This is a genomic window from Campylobacter sp. CFSAN093229 (genome assembly GCF_011068225.1).
GTDB classification, from domain to species: Bacteria; Campylobacterota; Campylobacteria; order Campylobacterales; family Campylobacteraceae; genus Campylobacter_D; species Campylobacter_D jejuni.
The window spans coordinates 76,646-95,230 of record NZ_JAAMXB010000004.1 but is presented as its reverse complement, the minus strand read 5'-3'; the positions used below and the strand labels follow the sequence as shown (position 1 = coordinate 95,230).

Here is an 18,585-nt window from a genome sequence, read left to right as displayed (position 1 = left end):
TTTAAGAAAAAAGCTTTAAACCTTAAAATAATATTCATTTATATTTAAAATAGAACTTATAAATATTTAAAGCAAAAATAAAGTTTTTTCGCTATAATAAAATCTTGCAATATTTTTAAAGGTTAGGTTAATGAAAAATTTAAGCATTCAAGAAAAAAAAGACTTAGACAACTGTGTTTTTCAAAATCTTGGAAGGCAAGATACTTTTACTTTAAGCGCGATTTTTAAAAATTTTTATTTAAAAATTAAAGCATTTATTTATTCTAAATAATACCACTTAAAATCTTTTTTTGTGTAGGAAAGATCTTTAAAAGAAGGTGATTGGATAAATAGTTTGCACTCTTTATCCAAATTTTCTATTCCGTATATTTTCATAGCCATTCTTGAGTCATGTCTTGTAAGTTCTATTCCAACGCAAGCTTGATTATTGATTTTGTAAAGTAAAGTGCCACCGTCTTTTTCATCTATATTTAAAATATCCAAATTCTTATTTTTACTCATATCTTTTACATCTTTACTAAAAGAATATCGGAGTTTATAATATATCATAATATCCTGCATGGTATTTTTCAAATTTTGTAAATTTTCATTAATCACGTATCCATTATTTTTATAAAGTTTTAAAAAATCTTCATTAAGAAATTTTCGAAAACTTTCATCTTTAGATAATTTTTGACAAGAATTATAGCTATTTAAAATTCTAACTTGACCAGCTTCTATTAAAAGTTCAAGGCAATCTTTATTTTCTTGTGAAAATTGTACTAATTTAACTTCTTGAATCTTAAAATCTTTATTTGGTTTTTTTTCATAAGCAAAATCATTTAATTTTTCATAAATATTGGCAAAACTTAAAGAATATAAACTAAAAAAAAATAAAATACACTTTTTCATTGAAAAAAATCTTTGTATTTATTTTTTAGAAATTCCACAACTTCTAAAATTTCATCAACCCCTTCTTTATTGGAATTTTCGAGCACATTATCTATATTATCAATATAAGCTTCTATTGCATTTTCTAATTTTTCTCTTTTAACTCCAGCGTATAAAAGCATAGCTTCTAAAACTATGCTAAGCTCATATTGTAAATCTTCTAGTTCATTTTTTAAGGTTTTATTATTGTTTTGATTCATTGTTTTCCTTTTTAAGTTCTTTGCTTTTAATTAAATCAATAATTTGAGCCTTAATATGATTATAATTTGCCCCATCTTTAAATGTCGCAAAAAGTCCACCACTAGCATTTTTATGTCCACCACCACCTACTAAATTTTTAGCCATTAAACTTACATCTATTTTTCCATTTGCACGAAAACTTAAGGTTTTTCTAGAACTAACATCAATAAAAAAGTCATAATCAGGATTTTTTACTAAAAAATCATTTCCAATAACAGAAGTATTGCCTATATTTGAAGTTAAGATGCCTTTATGACCTTCATATTCTATGCTGAAATTTTCTTTTAGCTCACTTAGTTTTTCAACTACAAAGTAAGAAATTAAATTAGAAAGAGTATCATCATTTTTTCTGGCAAAATAATCCTTTTTTATAAAATGAGTAGCATTATCGAGTAAAATATTCGCATTTTCTTTTTCTATAAATTTCCAAGCCTTATCAAGCAAGAAAAACATATAATCGATTTGAGATTCTTTAAACATCACGCGATTGATTTCTTTTGCATTGGCAATCAAGCTTAAAAAAACCTTTCCAAGTTCAAAATTTTCATCCTCGCTTAGCCAAATATCAACAGCATTAACCACATCAACAAATTTTGAAAGTTCTAAAACAGGAGTGCAGATTTTAGAGAAAAAATCATAAACGATTTTAGTTGCACATCTTTTAGAATCAAGTAAATACCAAGAATATTTTTGAGCACATTCTTCGCCACTTTGATGATGATCAAGAAGAAAAATTTTAATATTTTTCTCTTGGCAAATTTTTTCAAATTCTTCGCATTGATTTAAATTTAAATTTAAATCTGTTATTAGAATAATAGCTTTTCCGAAATTTTCATCTTTTTCTATATCGCCTATAATAGAGTTAAAATTTTCATTAATTTCTTTACCATAATTAGAATTATAAAATTTCACATTTTTAAAATAAAAATTTACTACAAATTGACAAGCATAACCATCAAGATCTGTATGCGAAAGATGATAAATTTTCATTATATTCCTTAAAGTTCTATCCTAATAATACCCTCGGTATTAAAATTTGTATTTTCTGCAATTTCTGCAAAACTTAACACTACTATATTAATGCTAAAATTATAACAAATATCAGCAATGAATTTTCTAAGCTGCGGTTCAACGCAAAGTATAAAAGGCTTGATACGACCATTTGCTACCGCGGCAACTTCAGCCCTTAGAGTATCTACTAAAGTACCTGTTTGAGCTACACTTAAAGGCAAGTGATAACTTCCATCTCTAAATTGTACATTTTCCATTAAAACTGCAGAGCTAGCAGAGTCTAAGATAAAAATATCCAAATTTCCTTTATCATCTAAATACATATTTGTAATCATCCTAGCTAAAGACGCCCTTACATGTTCAATAATCATATCAAAACTCTTGCTTACTTCTGCTATATCGCTTACAGATTCTAAAATAGTAAGCATATCTTTAATTGGTATGTGATGCTTAAGCAAGTCTTTGAGAATTTTTTGAATAAGACTTACAGGTGCAACACCTAAAGCACCTTCTACGATGATTGGATAATCATTTTTAACCTTATCAAGAAGATTTTGCACCTCTTGGCGTGTGAGAAGTTCGCTTGCGTGTGCTTTGATAAGTTCGCTCATATGTGTTGAAATAACACTTGCAGGATCTATTACTATATAGCCATTTAATGTTGCTTCATCTTTTAAATTCGCATCAATCCAAAGTGCATCAGAGTTAAAAGCGGGTTCTTTTGTAGCAATCCCTTCTATCTCTTCTGTGATAAAACCACTATCCATGGCTAAATATTTATCCGGATAAATTTCGGCACTTGCTATAGACACGCCCTTGAGTTTAAAACTATACTCATTTGGTTTAAGTCTTAAATTATCTCTTATTCTTATTTTTGGCATTAAAAATCCTAAACTTTCAGCAATACTTCTTCTCATTGAGCGAATTCTTTCTGTAAGTTCGTTTTCAGCAAGCTTAATAAGTCCGTATCCAAGTTCAAGTTCTAAAATTTCAACTTTGAGTATGTCGTTAATCTTGTGCTCTTCTTCTTTGAGAATTTCTTCTTCGCTTTTCTTAGCAGGCGCTGCCGTTGTCCCACCTGCTCCACTTTGAGATGCAGCTGCAGCACTTGGTTTGCTTTTTTTAACTGTAGTTATATCAATTTTACCTTCCTTAACCTGCTTGGTAAGATAACCAAGGCTTAAAAATACTAAAGCCATAAAACCTAAAGATAAGGTTGGTAAGCCAGGCACTAACGCAAAGATAAAAAGTACAAAACCTACTATTAAAAGCGTGCGATATTCACTTAAAAGTTGAGTTAAAGTTCCTTCTGCAAAATTTTCCTCATCTTTGCTTGCACGAGTGATAATTATAGCGGTTGCGGTAGAAGTAATAAGCCCTGGAATTTGCGATACAAGTCCATCACCTATGGTTAAAATAGTATAAGTAGATGCAGCATCGCTTAAAGCCATATCGTGCTGAAAAGATCCTATTAAAAAACCACCTATGATATTTATAATAGTTATGATAATTCCTGCAACAGCATCTCCTTTGATAAATTTAGAAGAACCATCCATTGCACCATAGAAGTTTGCCTCAGCAATAACTTCTTGACGTCTTGCTCTAGCGGTTTGTTCATCAATAAGTCCTGCATTTAAATCCGCATCAATAGCCATTTGTTTACCTGGCATCGCATCAAGCGTGAATCTTGCCTGTACTTCAGAAACCCTTGTACTACCTTTTGTTACAACCATGAAATTAATCAATACTAAGATACAAAATACAATCACACCAATGACCATATTTCCACCAACAACAAATTCTCCAAATGCTGCTATAATCTCACTCACGGCTTCAGGACCGTTTTGTCCTTCGCTTAAAATCATCCTTGTAGTAGCTATATTTAATGAAAGTCTAAATAAAGTAATAATCAAGATTAAAGTTGGAAAAGTTGTTAAATCTGTCGGTTTGGGTATATAAATAGAAATTAAAATAATTAATACCGATAAAGCTATACTTAAAGCTAAGAAAAAGTCCAAAATAGGACTTGGTAAAGGAACTATAATAATAGCCAAAATACAAACTAAAAAACCAACAATAGTTAAGCTTTTAGCTTTTAAAACAGGGGCAATTAAAGGCCCCAAGAAAGGAAAAACTAAATCGACTATTTTATTTTTTGCCATTATTTTTCATAATATCTTCTAAAGTAATAGAATCTAAAATTTCATCTACTTTATTTTGTAAATTTACTAACATAGGCATTAAGGTGCAATTTTCTTCTTTATTATTTGGACAAGTGCCACCACTGCATTCAAATACACTGATATCCTTTTTTTCAGCACTATTAACAATTTCTTTTATAGTATATTGACTTGGTTCTTTGATTAAAACAAAACCGCCTTTTGCCCCTTTAAAGGATTTTAACAAGCCATCTTTAGCTAAAGTTTGTAAAATTTTAGCTAAAAAACTTTTAGGAATATCAAGCTCTAAAGCTAAAGAATCTACATCTTGAGGTGTTTCTTTTTGAGAAATATAAATTAAAGAAAGTAAAGCGTATTCGCTAGCTTTGGTAAATAGCACAGATTCTCCTTATTATAACTACAGAAATAGCTGTAATTATAATAAATAATTCTTAGAAAAAGACTTAAATTTTGACAAAACCTTCTAAAAAAGATAAATTCAGTTTATTTTTTGCTTTTTAAGGTAAAATTATAGTTCTTTAATTTTATTATTTTACCAATCAGGAGGTCTATCATGGCTTTGGATTCGGCCAAAAAAGCAGAAATAGTTGCGAAATTCGCTAAAAAACCAGGTGATACTGGTTCAACAGAAGTTCAAGTAGCTCTTTTAACTGCAAGAATTGCAGAACTTACAGAACATTTAAAAATCTACAAAAAAGACTTTTCATCAAGATTAGGACTTTTAAAACTTGTAGGTCAAAGAAAAAGACTTTTATCTTATCTTAAAAGAAAAGATTATAATTCTTATAGTAAGTTAATTACCGAATTAAATCTTAGAGATAAATAATTTTAAGCCCTTTTTATAGGGCTTTTATCTTTATAAATTTCTTCTTTTGTAATTAGTTTTTATATCAAAAATACAAGAAAAATCTTATAAAATTTCCCTTTGTCCTTTGGCATCAGGTTCGCTTAAAACTCCATTTTGCGTAAGTTGTTCAATAATATTTGCAGAGCGGTTATAGCCGATTTTTAAACGGCGTTGCAAATAAGAAATGCTTGTTTTTCCATCTTCTAAGATTACTCTTTTAGCTTCTTCATAAAGCTCATCTACTTCCCCATCAAAGCTTTCATTTGTTGTAACACCCACGCTTTGCTGATCTTTTAAAAAGCTTTCATCATATTCTACGCTTTGTTGATCCTTTAGAAAATCCACGATTTTTTCTATTTCAAATTCACTCGCAAAAGGCGCATGTAAACGCACTATAGAGCTTGTTCCAGGAGGAGTAAATAAGCAATCTCCTCTTCCAAGTAAACTCTCAGCGCCCATAGCATCTAAAATAACTTTAGAATCAATTTTTTGCCCTACTTTATAAGAAATTCTACTTGGTAAATTCGCTTTGATCAGTCCTGTTACAACATCAACAGAAGGTCGTTGTGTAGCTACAATCAAGTGAATTCCACTTGCTCTTGCCATTTGTGCAAGTCTTCCTATATAAAATTCTACATCTTTACCTGCAGTCATCATTAAATCAGCAAGTTCATCGATAATTACTACAATAAAAGGAAGTTCTTCGCCGCCTAATTCTTTCATTTTTTCATTGTAATTTTCTATATTTTTGGTTTTTGCATCAGCCATTAAACGATAGCGTCTTTCCATTTCAGCCACCATATTTGAAAGCGCATTGACTGCTTTTTTTGGATCTGTGATAACAGGAGTTAAAAGATGAGGAATATCATTATAAATGCTAAATTCAAGCATCTTAGGATCTATCATCATCAAACGCAAGGTTTTTGGAGAGTTGCGATATAAAAGACTTAAAAGCATAGAATTTATCCCCACACTTTTACCACTACCTGTAGTTCCTGCGATGAGTAAATGCGGAAGTTTTTTAAGATCAGTTACAAAAGCGTTACCTACTATATCTTTGCCCAAAGCTATGGTTAAAGGACTTTTAGCGTTTTTAAAAACTTCGCTTTGTAAAATTTCTCTTAGATAAATAGTTTGAATTTCATCATTTGGGACTTCTATGCCTACAACATCTTTTCCTGGTATTGGAGCTTGAATACGGATTGATTTTGCCATTAAAGCCATAGTTAAATCATCTTGTAAATTTAAAATACGACTTACTTTTACATCTGCACTAGGACGAAATTCAAAAGTAGTTACCACAGGACCAACGTAAGTGCTTATAACATCACCGCCTATTTTAAAACGACGCAACTTTTCAAGAAGATTGTAAATTTTTTTATCTATTTCACTTTCATTGATTTCTTGTCTATGTTCTTTTGGATTAGCCAAAAAATCTAATGGTGGCAAGGTGAAATCTTTTGGTTTTTCTACTTCGCCCTGCTCTATTTCACGCAATAAAGCTTGGTTAATAGCAATTTCTTTGGCTAAAACTGCTTTTTGAAGTTTAATTTCTTGATCATTTGTTTTTTTATCATCAATTTCAGTTTCTGTATTTTGGATAAAATCGAGTGTATTTTTTTCTTCTATAACTATTTCATTTATATTTTTTATAGGAGTAGGTTCTATATAAGGATGATTTAACTCTTCTACAATGGGAGCAAATTCAAAGATATTGTCTGCTTTATCTGGGTTTTTATTTTCATTTATTTTGTTTGATTCCTCTGTTTCTGTTTTGATTGTTGTTAAGTTATTAAAACTATATTTATTCCCTTCTATAATATCGCTTGAATTTATCGCATCATATTCTTCTAATTTTTTAATTTCTTGTTTTACTTTATTTTCTAAAATTTCATTTTGATAGGCTTTGTATTCTTGTTCTAGTTTTTCTTTTTTTATCAAATTCTCTCTAAGTTCAAGCTCTTTTGTAAAAATTTTTGGTTTAACTTCTTGTTTAGAAACTGGAATTTCAATATTTTTACGCTTATAACTTGGCTCATCTAAATTTTTATTTGTATCTATTTGCTTTATATCTTCAAGTTTTTTAGGTTTTAAAAAACGTTCAGGAATCATATCTACCTCTTCTTCTGAAATAAAATTAAAATCTTCATCAAGACTAATGCTCATTTTACTAGCTTTTTGTGCGAAATTTCGCACTTGTTGAGAATGCTCATGAACAAAACTTCTTGATTCTTTTAAACTTTGTTTATCAATCTCTATGGTTTCATCTAAAATTTGATTTTTTAGTTTTTCAAAATTTTCCTTAGCTGTGGTAATTGAATTTTTACTTGCATTGATATTGCTATCTTTAATTATCTGTTCTAAGTTATTGGTTTTTTCTTTTTCATTTATTTGTGAATTTTTGTATATATTATCTTGTAAAATATTTAATTTTGGCGCCATAGGTTCTGATTTGCCTATATCTTCTTTCTCATTTTCTCCACCAAATACACGCATAAGTAAAGATTTAAAAGCTTGCTCTACTTTTAATAAATAAGTAAAATCCAATTCTATTTTTAAAATTTCTTTTGCAAATTTTGGAAACAATAAAACCAAAGAAAATAGCAAAAGCAAAAGAGCGAAAATTCCACTCCCTGTATACCCTAAGATTATAGAAAAAAATCCATATACAATTTCTAAAATATACCCAAACCCTCTATAAAAGACAGAAAATAAAAGCAAAGTAGAAAAAAGGGCTAAAGAAAAACCAAAAAGCTCTCTACGCTTAAAATTTTCTATTTTATAATTTTTTTTATAATAGAGATAATTTAATATAAGCAAAGAAAATGGATAATAATACCCAAATTCTCCAAATAAAAATAAATTAGCCTTGTAAACCCATTCTCCCATGCTAGGTGCTAGCATACAAAGACAAAGATAAAAAATAACAAGTGTAGAGCTGGTAAAAATGGCTTCTTTTTTAATATTCTTTCCTTGAAAATAAAATCAAAACCAAATTATACCATAAAAAATTTTACATATAATTTAATAAGCTAAGTTGGGAAATTGTTGTACTAGCTTTAAGAGAAGCTTGATATGCAAGTTGAACTTGCATTAAATTCATCATTGCTTCACCATAATCTACATCAATAACATTTGATTTGATAGATTGTACATTTACGCTTAAAAAAGTAGAACGAGTATTCACATCTTCTATTGTGTTGTGATATGCACCCATAGTTGTATTAAGCTTACTAATGTGATCTGCTAAATGATCAAGCCTTTCTAAAGCTCCTTGCATACCTGTATTTCTAGGATCTTCACTTTCGGAATCTGCTCTCATATTGCCTTTTAAAACAGCATCAATCATTGAATCTAAATCTTTAATAATATCCACATTTGGCTCATCAATAACCAAAGAGTTGTTTGCGCTAAAACTAAAATTTGGACCATCTTCTACTTTGGCAGTTGTACTTAATGGAGGAGTTGGAAATTTACCACTTTGAGAATCGCTAAGAGAAATTTCTATATTAGTACCTGAAGAAAGTTTGTCAGTAACACTAATACGGCCTTTATAATCCATACTTACATCAACAGTAGCTTGTGAATCTTTCATGAGTTGTTGTAAATTATTATAACCATTTGCATCAACTTTTCCATTTGTAGCTGTTATGCTTTGGGTTGGAATTTTATCTGCAGCAAACATACCTATAATATCATTAATTTGACCATAAGTAATATCATTTGATCCTGTAACAACTCCACTATTTCCAGTTGCAGGATCGGTATGGGTTATAGGAAAACTTATAGTTTGACCTGGATTATTAGGATCAGGATAGCTTACAGTTGAAGTTTGTAAATTTATAGTAACATCGTAAGAATTTCCACCTTTGGAATTGACTTTTAAATTTAAAGTAGTACCATTTAGGCTATCTCCTGCCATTACCTCGCTAAGTTTGGTTGAATCAGTTGCATAAGCATTGCTTCCTTTGATAACTTGAGAAACATTACCATAAACAGTATTTCCATTTTTTTCAAAATATACATTATCATAATCAGCCCCATTAGTAGCATTTCCATCTGTATCTGTCATTTTACTTTTGATAAAATCAGTTTGTTTTAAATCGATTTCAAAGTCTTGTCCGTTGATTTGAATGGTTACAGGGCTGTTTAATTTTGTTATATCTCCGTTACTAGGAGCAGCTGTAGCAGCTTGCATAACCCTATTTGTAACTTCATCCATTGAAATGCCTTCTTGTTTGGCAGCATCAATAATACCTGTAAGTTCAGCTCTATCATCGGCTTGTGGTGTGAAAGCTACAGCGTGAAAATCGAGTTTGTTGTTGCCTTGCTTTAGATCTGTAATTTGAATTTGACCACTATCATTCATGCTTACTTCTACTACTTTATTATTTGGAGTATTACCATAAAGAGCTCCGATATTTTCCATTACATCTTCTAAAGTATCTTCAGGTTTTACAAGTACAGCGCTTTTAAAGCTTGTTCCATCAGGTTTAGTACCTTGAACATAAAGAGTTGTTGGAGGAAAATCTAGCTTGCTATCATCATATTCGAAGTCTTTGTCAGCATCTAAGCTATTATCTTTTACATAACCTTGTCCGATAAGCTGTTGCCATTTAGAATCTCCTGTGAGATATTTAGTTTTATCAGGATTTTGAGTAAGATCCCAACGATTATCTGTAAAACTAACATTGGTGCTTATTTGTTTTTTATAGTCTCCGTCTGCTTTAAAAAATAAATCCCAGCCTGGTATATTGTATGGGCTTTCAGTTCCAGCTCCAGTTACTACATTAATATTATTTTTATCTCCATAATAATTTCCATTAGAATCAAAAGGTTTGTTTGCAACTTGAGAACCTGCAAAAAGATACTGACCATTAACACTGGTATTTGCAAGCTGAACTATACTTTCTTTTATGCGTTCTAGTTCTTTTGCTATAGCCTCTCTTGAAGTTTGAGAATTGCTATCGCTTGCAGCTTGAGTTACTTTAACTTTAAAATCTTCAAGAAGTTTAACCATATCTTGCAAGGCTTTCATACTATTTTGAGTCATTTCTTGAGCTCTACTTGTTGATTCTTTTACTTGTTCTAATGTTTTAATTTCATATTCAAGACGCGTATTATCTATATAAGTGCTTGCATCTTCATATGAATTTTGTATTTTTAAACCTGAAGCAAGTTGTTGAGATATCTGATATAAAGCACTTTGACCACCCATAGAATTATTCACACTATTTGTGAAGTTAAGTTTATTTGTAATTCTCATTTTTTTCCTCTAAAGTATTAAAGTTAAAATCTTTTCAAACATTGCTAATAGATAAAAGCAATAACTGTTCCAAAAATTTAAATTATATAATTTTATATCGTCTTTTCGAAAATACTTTTTATTTTTAAAGTATTTTTTAGCCTAAAAAAGTATAATTTTAGCTTTAAATCTTAAAAATTAGCCCGAGTGGTGAAACTGGTAGACGCGCCAGACTCAAAATCTGGTAAGGGCAACCTTGTGTCGGTTCGAGTCCGACCTCGGGCACCACTTATTTTTGCGGGAATAGCTCAGGGGTAGAGCACAACCTTGCCAAGGTTGGGGTCGCGAGTTCGAATCTCGTTTCCCGCTCCATAGAATAAAAAATATAAAATCTTTTTAATTATAAATTCTCGCTTTTCTCTAATACTAAAAAATACTCATTTTCTAGAATTTCAAGTTCTTTTTGCATCACTTCAAGTTCTTGATAAAGCTTGTTAATACCTATTTCTTGATATATATTTGGATCGGATAAATCTTGATTTAATTTAGCTATCTTTTGCTCTAAAAAATCTATTTTTTCAGGATGGTTTTTTAATATCTCATTTTCTTTGTAGCTTAATTTTTTAGAGCTTTTTTCTTTTTGGTTATTATTTTGCTCTTGGGTTTGAAGCTCTAAAGCAAAATTATCCAATTCTTCAATTTCTTTTTCATTTTCAAGATATTCAGTATAAAGAGTGTGTAAAATATTTATATATCCATTTCCCTCAAAAGTATAAAGTTTTGTTGCGATTTTATCAACAAAATATCTATCGTGTGATACTAGCAAAATAGCCCCTTCAAAACTAAGTAAATATTCTTCTAATATATTAATCGTAGCTATATCAAGATCATTAGTTGGCTCATCTAAAATCAAAAGATCATATTCTTTAGTAAAAAGCAAGGCTAAAGCAACGCGATTTTTCTCTCCACCGCTTAAAAGAGCTACGCTTTTATCTAAAAATTCCTTAGGAAATAAAAAATTTTTCAAATATCCATAAACATGCATATTTTTACCGCGAACTTCAACCCTATCTCCACCATTGGGACAAAAAATTTCAAGCAAGCTTTTATCAGAATTTACCAAGCTTCTAGCCTGATCAAAATATCCTATCTTAAGCTCTCCACGTTTTATTTCGCCGCTATCTTGTTTGATTTGTCCTAGAAGAATTTTTAACAATGTCGATTTCCCACAACCATTTCTTCCTACGATAGCTATGCGTTCACCTTGTAAAATACGCGTTGAAAAATCTTTAAAAAGATTTTTATCGTTTATATTTTTGCTTATATTTTTAAGCTCAAAAAGCATTTTTTTACGATTGATCGTTTTTTCTCCATTAAAATTTAAAGCCGCTCTTGAAATTTCAAGTTTTAAACGTTTAATTGCTCCGGGATTTTTTTTCGCTTCTTCACGCATTTTGAAAATACGTTCTTTTCGTCCTTCATTTCTTTTAAGTCTTGCTTTAACCCCTCTTCTAAGCCATTCTTCTTCACTTTTTAATTGCTTTAAAAGAGTTTCATGGCTCTTAGCAAGGCTTTGTAAAATTTGTGTTTTTTTCTCTAAATAGTTTGCATATCCGCCTTTAAAAATACTAAGTTTACCCTGCTCTACTTCTACACACTTGTGTGCTATAGCGTCAATAAAATATCTATCATGAGAAATAAAAATCACACACATCTTTGAATTTTTTAGCAATTCTTCCAAAAAGCTTGTCATATATACATCTAAATGATTAGTTGGTTCATCAAGCAATAAAATATCAGGATTTTTTAGTAAAAGCATGCAAAGCCCAACGCGGCGTATTTCTCCGCCACTTAAAGTAGACATAATGCGATTTTCATACTCAAGCAAACTAAATTCTTTTAAAACGCGTATTATTTTAGATTCTATATTCCAAGCATCTTTACTATCAATCAAAGTCATAAGTGTATCTATTTTTTTAAGATAATCTTTATTACTAGGATCTTCTTCTAATTTTTTATGCAGTATTTCATATTCTTCTAAAGCATTGTAAATTTCTGCAAGCTCTTGCTTGATGGCTTCTTTTACACTTAAATTTGCGTTAAAATCAACGGTTTGTGAAAGCATGGCTATGCTTTTTCCATTTTGTCTTATTACTCTACCACTATCTAAAGGAAGTATGCCTAAAAGCGTTTTTAAAAAAGTAGATTTTCCTTCTCCATTTTTCCCTATAATAGCAATCTTTTCTCCCTCGTTTGCACTAAAATTTGCTTCATTTAAAACTATTTTGTCTCCAAATTTTTTTGAAGCTTCGATTAAATCTATAAGAGCCATTTTTTATCCTTGACTGAGTTTAAAGCTAAAACTAGAACCATAGCCTAAAGTGCTAGAAATTTCAAGATAACTTTTATGTATATTTAAAATTTTTTTTACTAAAAAAAGTCCTAAACCAAAAGAATTATCGCTTTTTACATCAATTTTATAAAATTTTTTTGTAATCAATTTTATTTTATCTTCTTCTATGCCTTTTCCAAAATCTTGCACTATTATTTTTTGATCTCTTGCTGTTAAAATGACTTCTTTTTGACTATATTTTAAAGCATTAGAAAGCAAATTTATAATCACTTGCTCGATTAAAAATTCATCAGCCTTAACTTTCGTGCTTTTACCTTGCAATACAACTCTTTCAAAGCCTGGGTTTTTAGTGATTTTTTCACATAGAAAAAAAAGATCAAATTCTTGCATTTGCAAGGCTTCACTATTAAGATTAAAAACAAAATTAAGCTTATGGGTTAAAGCATTAAGTTTAATACTTTGACGCGAAATTTTTTCTAGTAATTCCTTTTTTAATTTTTTATCTTCCAATTTCTCGTCTTTTAACATCTCTAAGCTAAGATCAATCACGCTTAATGGATTTTTAAGCTCATGAGAAATAGCAGAAATCACACTAGCAAGCTGAGTATTTTTTAAAGTGATTTTATCGCTTTGTTTTTTATTTTTTTGGGTATTCTTTAGAATTTTATCCTTAGTTTTTAAAAGTTTCTCATTTAGCAAATTAAATTCTTTAAACATTCCTTTTTCTAATATAACAACTTTATGATCCCCTATAGAATCCAAAAAATCCAAAATTTTATTAAAATTTTTCTCTATTTTTCTACCTAGCAACAACATTAAAATAAAAACAAACAGCAAGCATACTCCAAAACCGATTGCTATTTTTGTCCAAAAAAGTTCCAAATCTAAAAAACGAGGATAAACAATAATAATATATTTATATCCTTTGTAAATAAAGCTTTTAGTGAGAATTTTTTTTGAATTGAAATTTAAAATTTCTCCTTCTTTAAGATTAGAAAAAAAATCAGGATTTTTTACAGAACTTATTTTCATATTATTGTTTAGGATAATAAAATCAGCCCTAGTATCTTTAGCAAAATCCTTGATATTAGCATCATTTAGATGCTCTAAGAGAGAAAACTTTAAAACATCATCAAGGCTTTTGATTTTTTGTTCATATTGTTTTATAAGCAAGAAATTAAAATAAGAGTTAGTAAAAGTATAAAAAATAAATCCAAAAATCAAAGCCAATACAACAAAAAAAACTATAAAAATATTTTTAGTTTTTAGCATAATTTATAGCCAACACCCCTAACACTTATAATATGATCTTTTAGTTTTGGAAATTTATTTCTAAGTCTTGTTAGAGCTATATTGATTGTTTTATCGCTTGTAGTATCATCTTTCCAAACACTTTCACTTAAAAATTGTCTAGTAAGCAAGGTATTTGGATTTTCAAAAAAACATTTTAAAAGCTCATAGTCAAGATTTGAGATTTCTAATTTTTGATTTTTGTAAAAGAATTCATAATTAGCCAAATCTAAAATAAAATCACCAAAAGATAGCTTTTCTTCTTCTTTCTTATGGTGTTTTAAAATTGCTTTAATGCGAAGCAAAAGCTCATTAAAATCAAAAGGTTTGCAAACATAATCATCACAACCACTTTCAAAGCCTTCGAGCAAATCTTGATGCAAAGCCTTGGCTGTAAGAAAAATAACTGCTTCTTTGTATCCTTGCTCTCTTAAATCTTGAATTTTTTCTAAAGAATCCCCACTTGGCAAATTTCTATCGACTATCAAAAGATCGATTTGCTCATTATCGAGCAAATCTTCAACTCCAAAAAAATCCACTAAAGATATAACTTCATAACCACTAGATTTTAACTTTAAAACAAGCAGTTCATTTAAATCTATATCATCTTCTATAATTAAAATTTTAAATTTCAACATATTGGACAAATACACACGCCTCTAATTGTTTTAGTTCATCTAATACTTCTTTTTGAACTTTTTCATCAATCAAAACAACAGCCAAAGCATACCCAAAACCATCTCTACCAAGCCTAAAATCAGCTATGTTGATATTTTTAGCTGCCAAAACGGAACTGATTTTAGCTATAACTCCTGGTATGTCTTTGTTTTTAAAAATAATCATTTTTCCTTTTGGCTTAAAATCAGTTTTAAAGCCATTTAATCCAACTATGCGTTGTTCATTTTCATTAAATACTGTTCCTGAAACACTGATATTTGAATTTTCGGTGATAATTTTAACGCTAAGTTTATTATTATAACCACTATTTGGAAGAGTTTCGCAAGATAACTCAACTCCTTTTTCTTTGGCTACAAATTCTGCATTAACATAATTAATTTTCTCTCCTAAAATTCCACCCAAAGCACCAACAGCTGCAAAGGTTAGCATAGAATTTGCATACTCGCCAATAATTCCTTCAGCCTCTAATTTAATACTTTTTATAGGATTTTTATCAATTTGAACAGCTAAAAAAGCCATTTTAGAAACAAGTTCTATATAAGGAGCTACAAAAGGTGGTAAATCTTCAGTTTTAATTGGTAAATTTAAGGCATTAGGATAAGCCACGCCTCGTGCTGCGCTTAATGCTTGCTCACAAGCTTCTCTTGCGATATTGTCTTGACTTTCTAAAGTATTTGCTCCTAGGTGAGAAGTAACTGAAATATTTTCAAAGTCTAAAAGAGGATGATTAGTCGCGGGTTCTTTATCGAACACATCTATACCAAGCCAAGCTATTTTACCACTTTTTAAACCTTCATATAAAGCCTCTTCTGTGTACAATCCTCCACGAGCACAATTTATTAATCTTATTCCATCTTTCATTTTTGCAATTTCTTGCTTTCCTATCATACCATTGGTTTCTTTGGTTTTTGGTGTGTGAATGGTAATAAAATCACTTTTTTCTAAAATTTCATCTAAATTTTTTGCTTGCTCCATATCTAAATCTGTAATTTTAGAAGCAGAAATATACGGATCATAGGCTAAAATTTTCATACCAAATGCTTTAGCGCGGATAGCTACTCTTGAACCTATATTTCCAAAACCTATAACCCCTAGCGTTTTGTTCATCAATTCAATGCCATACCATTTTTCTCTTTCCCATTTTCTTTCAATTTTTAAAAAATTATGAGCATTGACAAAGCTTCTAGCTGATGTTAAAAGATGTGCCATTGTTAGTTCAACTGCGGCAATAGTATTTGCAGTTGGGACATTCATCACAATCACTCCTCTTTTAGAACACTCTGGAATATCAACATTATCTACGCCCACCCCAGCACGCACAAGCGCTTTTAATTTTTTGGCATGATTTAAGAAATTTATATCTACATCTGTAGAACTTCTAGTAATAGCAACTTCAACATCGCTTAGCATTTGCATAAGTTCATCTTTTGGAACTTTTGCAGCTTCTATAAGCTCAATATTTTCAGCTTTTCTTAGAATATCGACACCTTTATCCAAAATAGCATCACATACTATAATCTTTTTTTTCATAACCAAATTTCCTTTACTTCTGTATTTATTTTATATTTTTTTAATTCTTTGATAATATCATCTATAAGTTTTTCATTACCTGTATCCAAAAAGATTTCTGGACTATCACCTGATTTAAGAAGAAAATACTTCACATTAAAAGAATTTAAAGTCTGTCTTAAGCAAAACATAGAATAAATATCATATTTTCCAACTATAAGTTGATAATATTTATTTTTCTCCTTAAGCTCGCTAGTATCCGCATCAAAATATAAGGTAAATTTTTCTGCTGCTGGGGTAAAATCTCTTGTAGGCCATTTTGCTAATTCTTCTTGCCATGAAAGATCTTGATTTTGGGTTTGAATGCTTGGCTGTGTATTTGTATCTTTAGCAAATTGTGGAATGAAATTTACATTAGCTTTAAATTGCCAAAGCAATGTAAAAACAACAGCAAGCAAAATGAGTAATAAAATACTCAAAATGCTTATTATAATGTATTTTCTCATTAAGCTAGCTGATCTTTAATGATATCACCTAAAGTCACTTTATCATCATTATTGATTTCATTAAGAACTTCTCTTTCTTTCATTCTAACAAGATTTTTAACACTTAGGCGAATTCTATTTTTCTTTTCATCAATAAAAACTATAGCAGCTTCAATATCGTCGCCAATTTTTAAATTTTCAAGCATAGAAGTGCTTATATCTTCTTTATGAATTAAAGCATCAACATTTTTACTTAGCTCTACAAAAACACCAAAATCTTTAATATCACGGATAGTACCTTTTACAATATCGCCGACTTTATGAATTTTGGCATATTCTTGCACTGGAGAACTGCTTAATTCTTTTGTGCTTAATGATATTTTTTGGTTTTCTTCGTCTATTTTGATAATTTTTACCTTGATTTTATCCCCTTGAGAGAATTTGTCTTTGCATTTATCGTTTCTATCCCAAGAAGCATCTTCATTATGCAATAAACCTTCAATACCACCAAGTTTAACAAATGCACCAAAAGAAGTTACTGAGGTAATTTCTCCTTCAACCACATCTGCAATTTTGTAAGATTTCATAAATTCATCAAAAGGTCTAGAAAGTAAATTTCTTAAAGATACTCTTAAGCGTCTTTCATTTGGATTGATTTCAATTACTTCAACATCAATTTCTTGACCTTTGTTGATATAATCTTTTGGATTTTTAATATTTTTATCCCAAGAAATTTCACTGATATGTAAAAATCCTTCTATATCATTTCCTAAATCTACAAAAGCACCATAAGGTTCTATATTTGATACTATTACTTTAATGGTATCACCTACATCAAGAGTATCTTTTATCTCGCTCCATGGATCAGGTAAAGCCGCTTTTATAGATAAGGATAAATGTTTGCGTTCTTTATCATACTTTATAACTTTAACTGGAACTTTATCGCCCTCTTTATAAAGTGTTCCAGGATTTACAGGTCCTTTGTAAGAAATTTCGCTGTAATGAACAAGACCATCAACACCTCCTACATCTACAAACATACCATAAGTGGTAATTTTTTTTACAATACCTTCAATTAAATCTTCTTGTTGCGCTATATTATTGATCAATTCTTTGCGTTTTCTTCTCTCATCATCTAAAGTTTTTTTACGAGAAACAATGATACTTTGCTCATCTTTGTTGATTTTAATAATTTTAACTTTAAACGTTTTGCCTATAATATTATTTGTTTCTTTGAAGCCATATTGAGATTTTGGTAAGAAAAATTCAACATCATTTTCATCAACAACTATCAATCCGCCTTTATTTTTCCCAACTACTTTTACGGTAAAAATATCATCTTGATTTTCTTGATAGTTTTTAATAAATTCAATAACTTTTTCTTTTCTCAAAGCTTTTTTATGAGAAAGTAAAGATCTGCCACCACGAGAACCCATAACAGCAACTTTAATACTATCGCCTACATTAAATAATAGCTTAGAATTATCATCTTGTATTTCGCTAAGAGCTAAAATACCTTCAGATTTTTTACCTATATCTACATAAACTTCATCATTTTTGATCTCTACAATCACACCCTCTGTTGTAGCCTCTTCTCTTGATTTATCGAAAGCTTCTAAAAGCTGTCCAAAATCTTCTTCCTCAAGATAATCATCTACGCCGCCTTGAACTTTTTTGTTCACCTCGCTCATTATGGTCCTTTAAAATAATTTTTAGAAATTGATTGATTTTACCTTATTTTTCTTTAATTAGTGTTAAGTTTTTTTATTTTTGTTAATTTTTTTTAAATTTTTGACTTTTTTATTCTATTTGAAAAC

14 protein-coding genes, 2 tRNA genes and 1 pseudogene are annotated in these 18,585 nt (G+C 29.7%); 4 read left to right on the top strand and 13 right to left on the bottom strand.

What is annotated here, in order from left to right; translation table 11 throughout:
- Nucleotides 1-130 precede the first annotated feature (130 nt).
- Nucleotides 131-281 (top strand): annotated as a pseudogene (locus tag FBE93_RS01790) (hypothetical protein).
- Here the strand turns inward: FBE93_RS01790 and FBE93_RS01785 are convergent.
- From FBE93_RS01785 to FBE93_RS01765, 5 genes are read right to left on the bottom strand one after another with little or no spacing between them, the layout of a single operon-like run.
- Nucleotides 259-891 carry a hypothetical protein gene (locus tag FBE93_RS01785; protein ID WP_165434117.1) on the bottom strand — a complete coding sequence of 211 codons (633 nt, stop codon included), beginning with the start codon at nucleotides 889-891 and terminating at the stop codon, nucleotides 259-261. The pseudogene FBE93_RS01790 and the gene FBE93_RS01785 overlap by 23 nt on opposite strands.
- Nucleotides 888-1,130, bottom strand: coding sequence for a hypothetical protein (locus FBE93_RS01780; protein WP_002852415.1), 243 nt, complete (start codon nucleotides 1,128-1,130; stop codon nucleotides 888-890). The genes FBE93_RS01785 and FBE93_RS01780 overlap by 4 nt, the downstream gene beginning before the upstream one ends.
- Nucleotides 1,114-2,160 (bottom strand): DHH family phosphoesterase, encoded by a 1,047-nt coding sequence (locus FBE93_RS01775; RefSeq protein WP_165434116.1) that lies wholly within the window; start codon nucleotides 2,158-2,160, stop codon nucleotides 1,114-1,116. Before FBE93_RS01775 ends, FBE93_RS01780 begins: the two co-directional genes overlap by 17 nt.
- Nucleotides 2,161-2,168: 8 nt before the next feature.
- Nucleotides 2,169-4,343 (bottom strand): flagellar biosynthesis protein FlhA, encoded by a 2,175-nt coding sequence (flhA, locus tag FBE93_RS01770; protein WP_002852599.1) that lies wholly within the window; start codon nucleotides 4,341-4,343, stop codon nucleotides 2,169-2,171.
- The gene (locus FBE93_RS01765; RefSeq protein ID WP_165434115.1) at nucleotides 4,330-4,740 is read right to left on the bottom strand and encodes an RrF2 family transcriptional regulator; all 411 of its coding nucleotides are present in this window, start codon (nucleotides 4,738-4,740) and stop codon (nucleotides 4,330-4,332) included. The genes flhA and FBE93_RS01765 overlap by 14 nt, the downstream gene beginning before the upstream one ends.
- Nucleotides 4,741-4,914: 174 nt before the next feature.
- On the opposite strand from FBE93_RS01765, the gene rpsO reads away from it, so the two are divergent.
- Nucleotides 4,915-5,187 (top strand): 30S ribosomal protein S15, encoded by a 273-nt coding sequence (rpsO, locus tag FBE93_RS01760; protein WP_002852579.1) that lies wholly within the window; start codon nucleotides 4,915-4,917, stop codon nucleotides 5,185-5,187.
- A gap of 84 nt (nucleotides 5,188-5,271) precedes the next feature.
- Here the strand turns inward: rpsO and FBE93_RS01755 are convergent, their stop codons facing one another.
- Both FBE93_RS01755 and flgL read right to left on the bottom strand, forming a co-directional pair.
- The gene (locus FBE93_RS01755; protein ID WP_165434114.1) at nucleotides 5,272-8,112 is read right to left on the bottom strand and encodes a DNA translocase FtsK; all 2,841 of its coding nucleotides are present in this window, start codon (nucleotides 8,110-8,112) and stop codon (nucleotides 5,272-5,274) included.
- Nucleotides 8,113-8,221: 109 nt separating this feature from the next.
- Nucleotides 8,222-10,474 (bottom strand): flagellar hook-associated protein FlgL, encoded by a 2,253-nt coding sequence (gene flgL, locus FBE93_RS01750; RefSeq protein WP_165434113.1) that lies wholly within the window; start codon nucleotides 10,472-10,474, stop codon nucleotides 8,222-8,224.
- A gap of 180 nt (nucleotides 10,475-10,654) precedes the next feature.
- Between flgL and FBE93_RS01745 the strand changes: the two genes are divergently transcribed.
- A tRNA-Leu gene (locus FBE93_RS01745) sits at nucleotides 10,655-10,741 on the top strand.
- Nucleotides 10,742-10,750: 9 nt separating this feature from the next.
- A tRNA-Gly gene (locus FBE93_RS01740) sits at nucleotides 10,751-10,825 on the top strand.
- Between the two features lie 28 nt (nucleotides 10,826-10,853).
- On the opposite strand, the gene abc-f is transcribed toward FBE93_RS01740, so the two are convergent.
- From abc-f to FBE93_RS01710, 6 genes are read right to left on the bottom strand one after another with little or no spacing between them, the layout of a single operon-like run.
- Nucleotides 10,854-12,785 carry a ribosomal protection-like ABC-F family protein gene (gene abc-f / locus FBE93_RS01735; protein ID WP_165434112.1) on the bottom strand — a complete coding sequence of 644 codons (1,932 nt, stop codon included), beginning with the start codon at nucleotides 12,783-12,785 and terminating at the stop codon, nucleotides 10,854-10,856.
- 3 nt (nucleotides 12,786-12,788) lie between these two features.
- Entirely contained in the window at nucleotides 12,789-14,078 is a 1,290-nt protein-coding gene (locus FBE93_RS01730) for a HAMP domain-containing sensor histidine kinase (protein ID WP_002934323.1), read from the bottom strand.
- Nucleotides 14,072-14,734 carry a response regulator transcription factor gene (locus FBE93_RS01725; RefSeq protein ID WP_002934322.1) on the bottom strand — a complete coding sequence of 221 codons (663 nt, stop codon included), beginning with the start codon at nucleotides 14,732-14,734 and terminating at the stop codon, nucleotides 14,072-14,074. The genes FBE93_RS01730 and FBE93_RS01725 overlap by 7 nt, the downstream gene beginning before the upstream one ends.
- Nucleotides 14,721-16,304 carry a phosphoglycerate dehydrogenase gene (gene serA / locus FBE93_RS01720; protein ID WP_002934321.1) on the bottom strand — a complete coding sequence of 528 codons (1,584 nt, stop codon included), beginning with the start codon at nucleotides 16,302-16,304 and terminating at the stop codon, nucleotides 14,721-14,723. The genes FBE93_RS01725 and serA overlap by 14 nt, the downstream gene beginning before the upstream one ends.
- Nucleotides 16,301-16,789 carry a hypothetical protein gene (locus FBE93_RS01715; protein WP_059110920.1) on the bottom strand — a complete coding sequence of 163 codons (489 nt, stop codon included), beginning with the start codon at nucleotides 16,787-16,789 and terminating at the stop codon, nucleotides 16,301-16,303. Before FBE93_RS01715 ends, serA begins: the two co-directional genes overlap by 4 nt.
- A complete protein-coding gene (locus tag FBE93_RS01710; RefSeq protein WP_165434111.1) occupies nucleotides 16,789-18,459 on the bottom strand; it encodes a 30S ribosomal protein S1 in 1,671 nt (556 codons plus the stop codon). Before FBE93_RS01710 ends, FBE93_RS01715 begins: the two co-directional genes overlap by 1 nt.
- Nucleotides 18,460-18,585 lie beyond the last annotated feature (126 nt).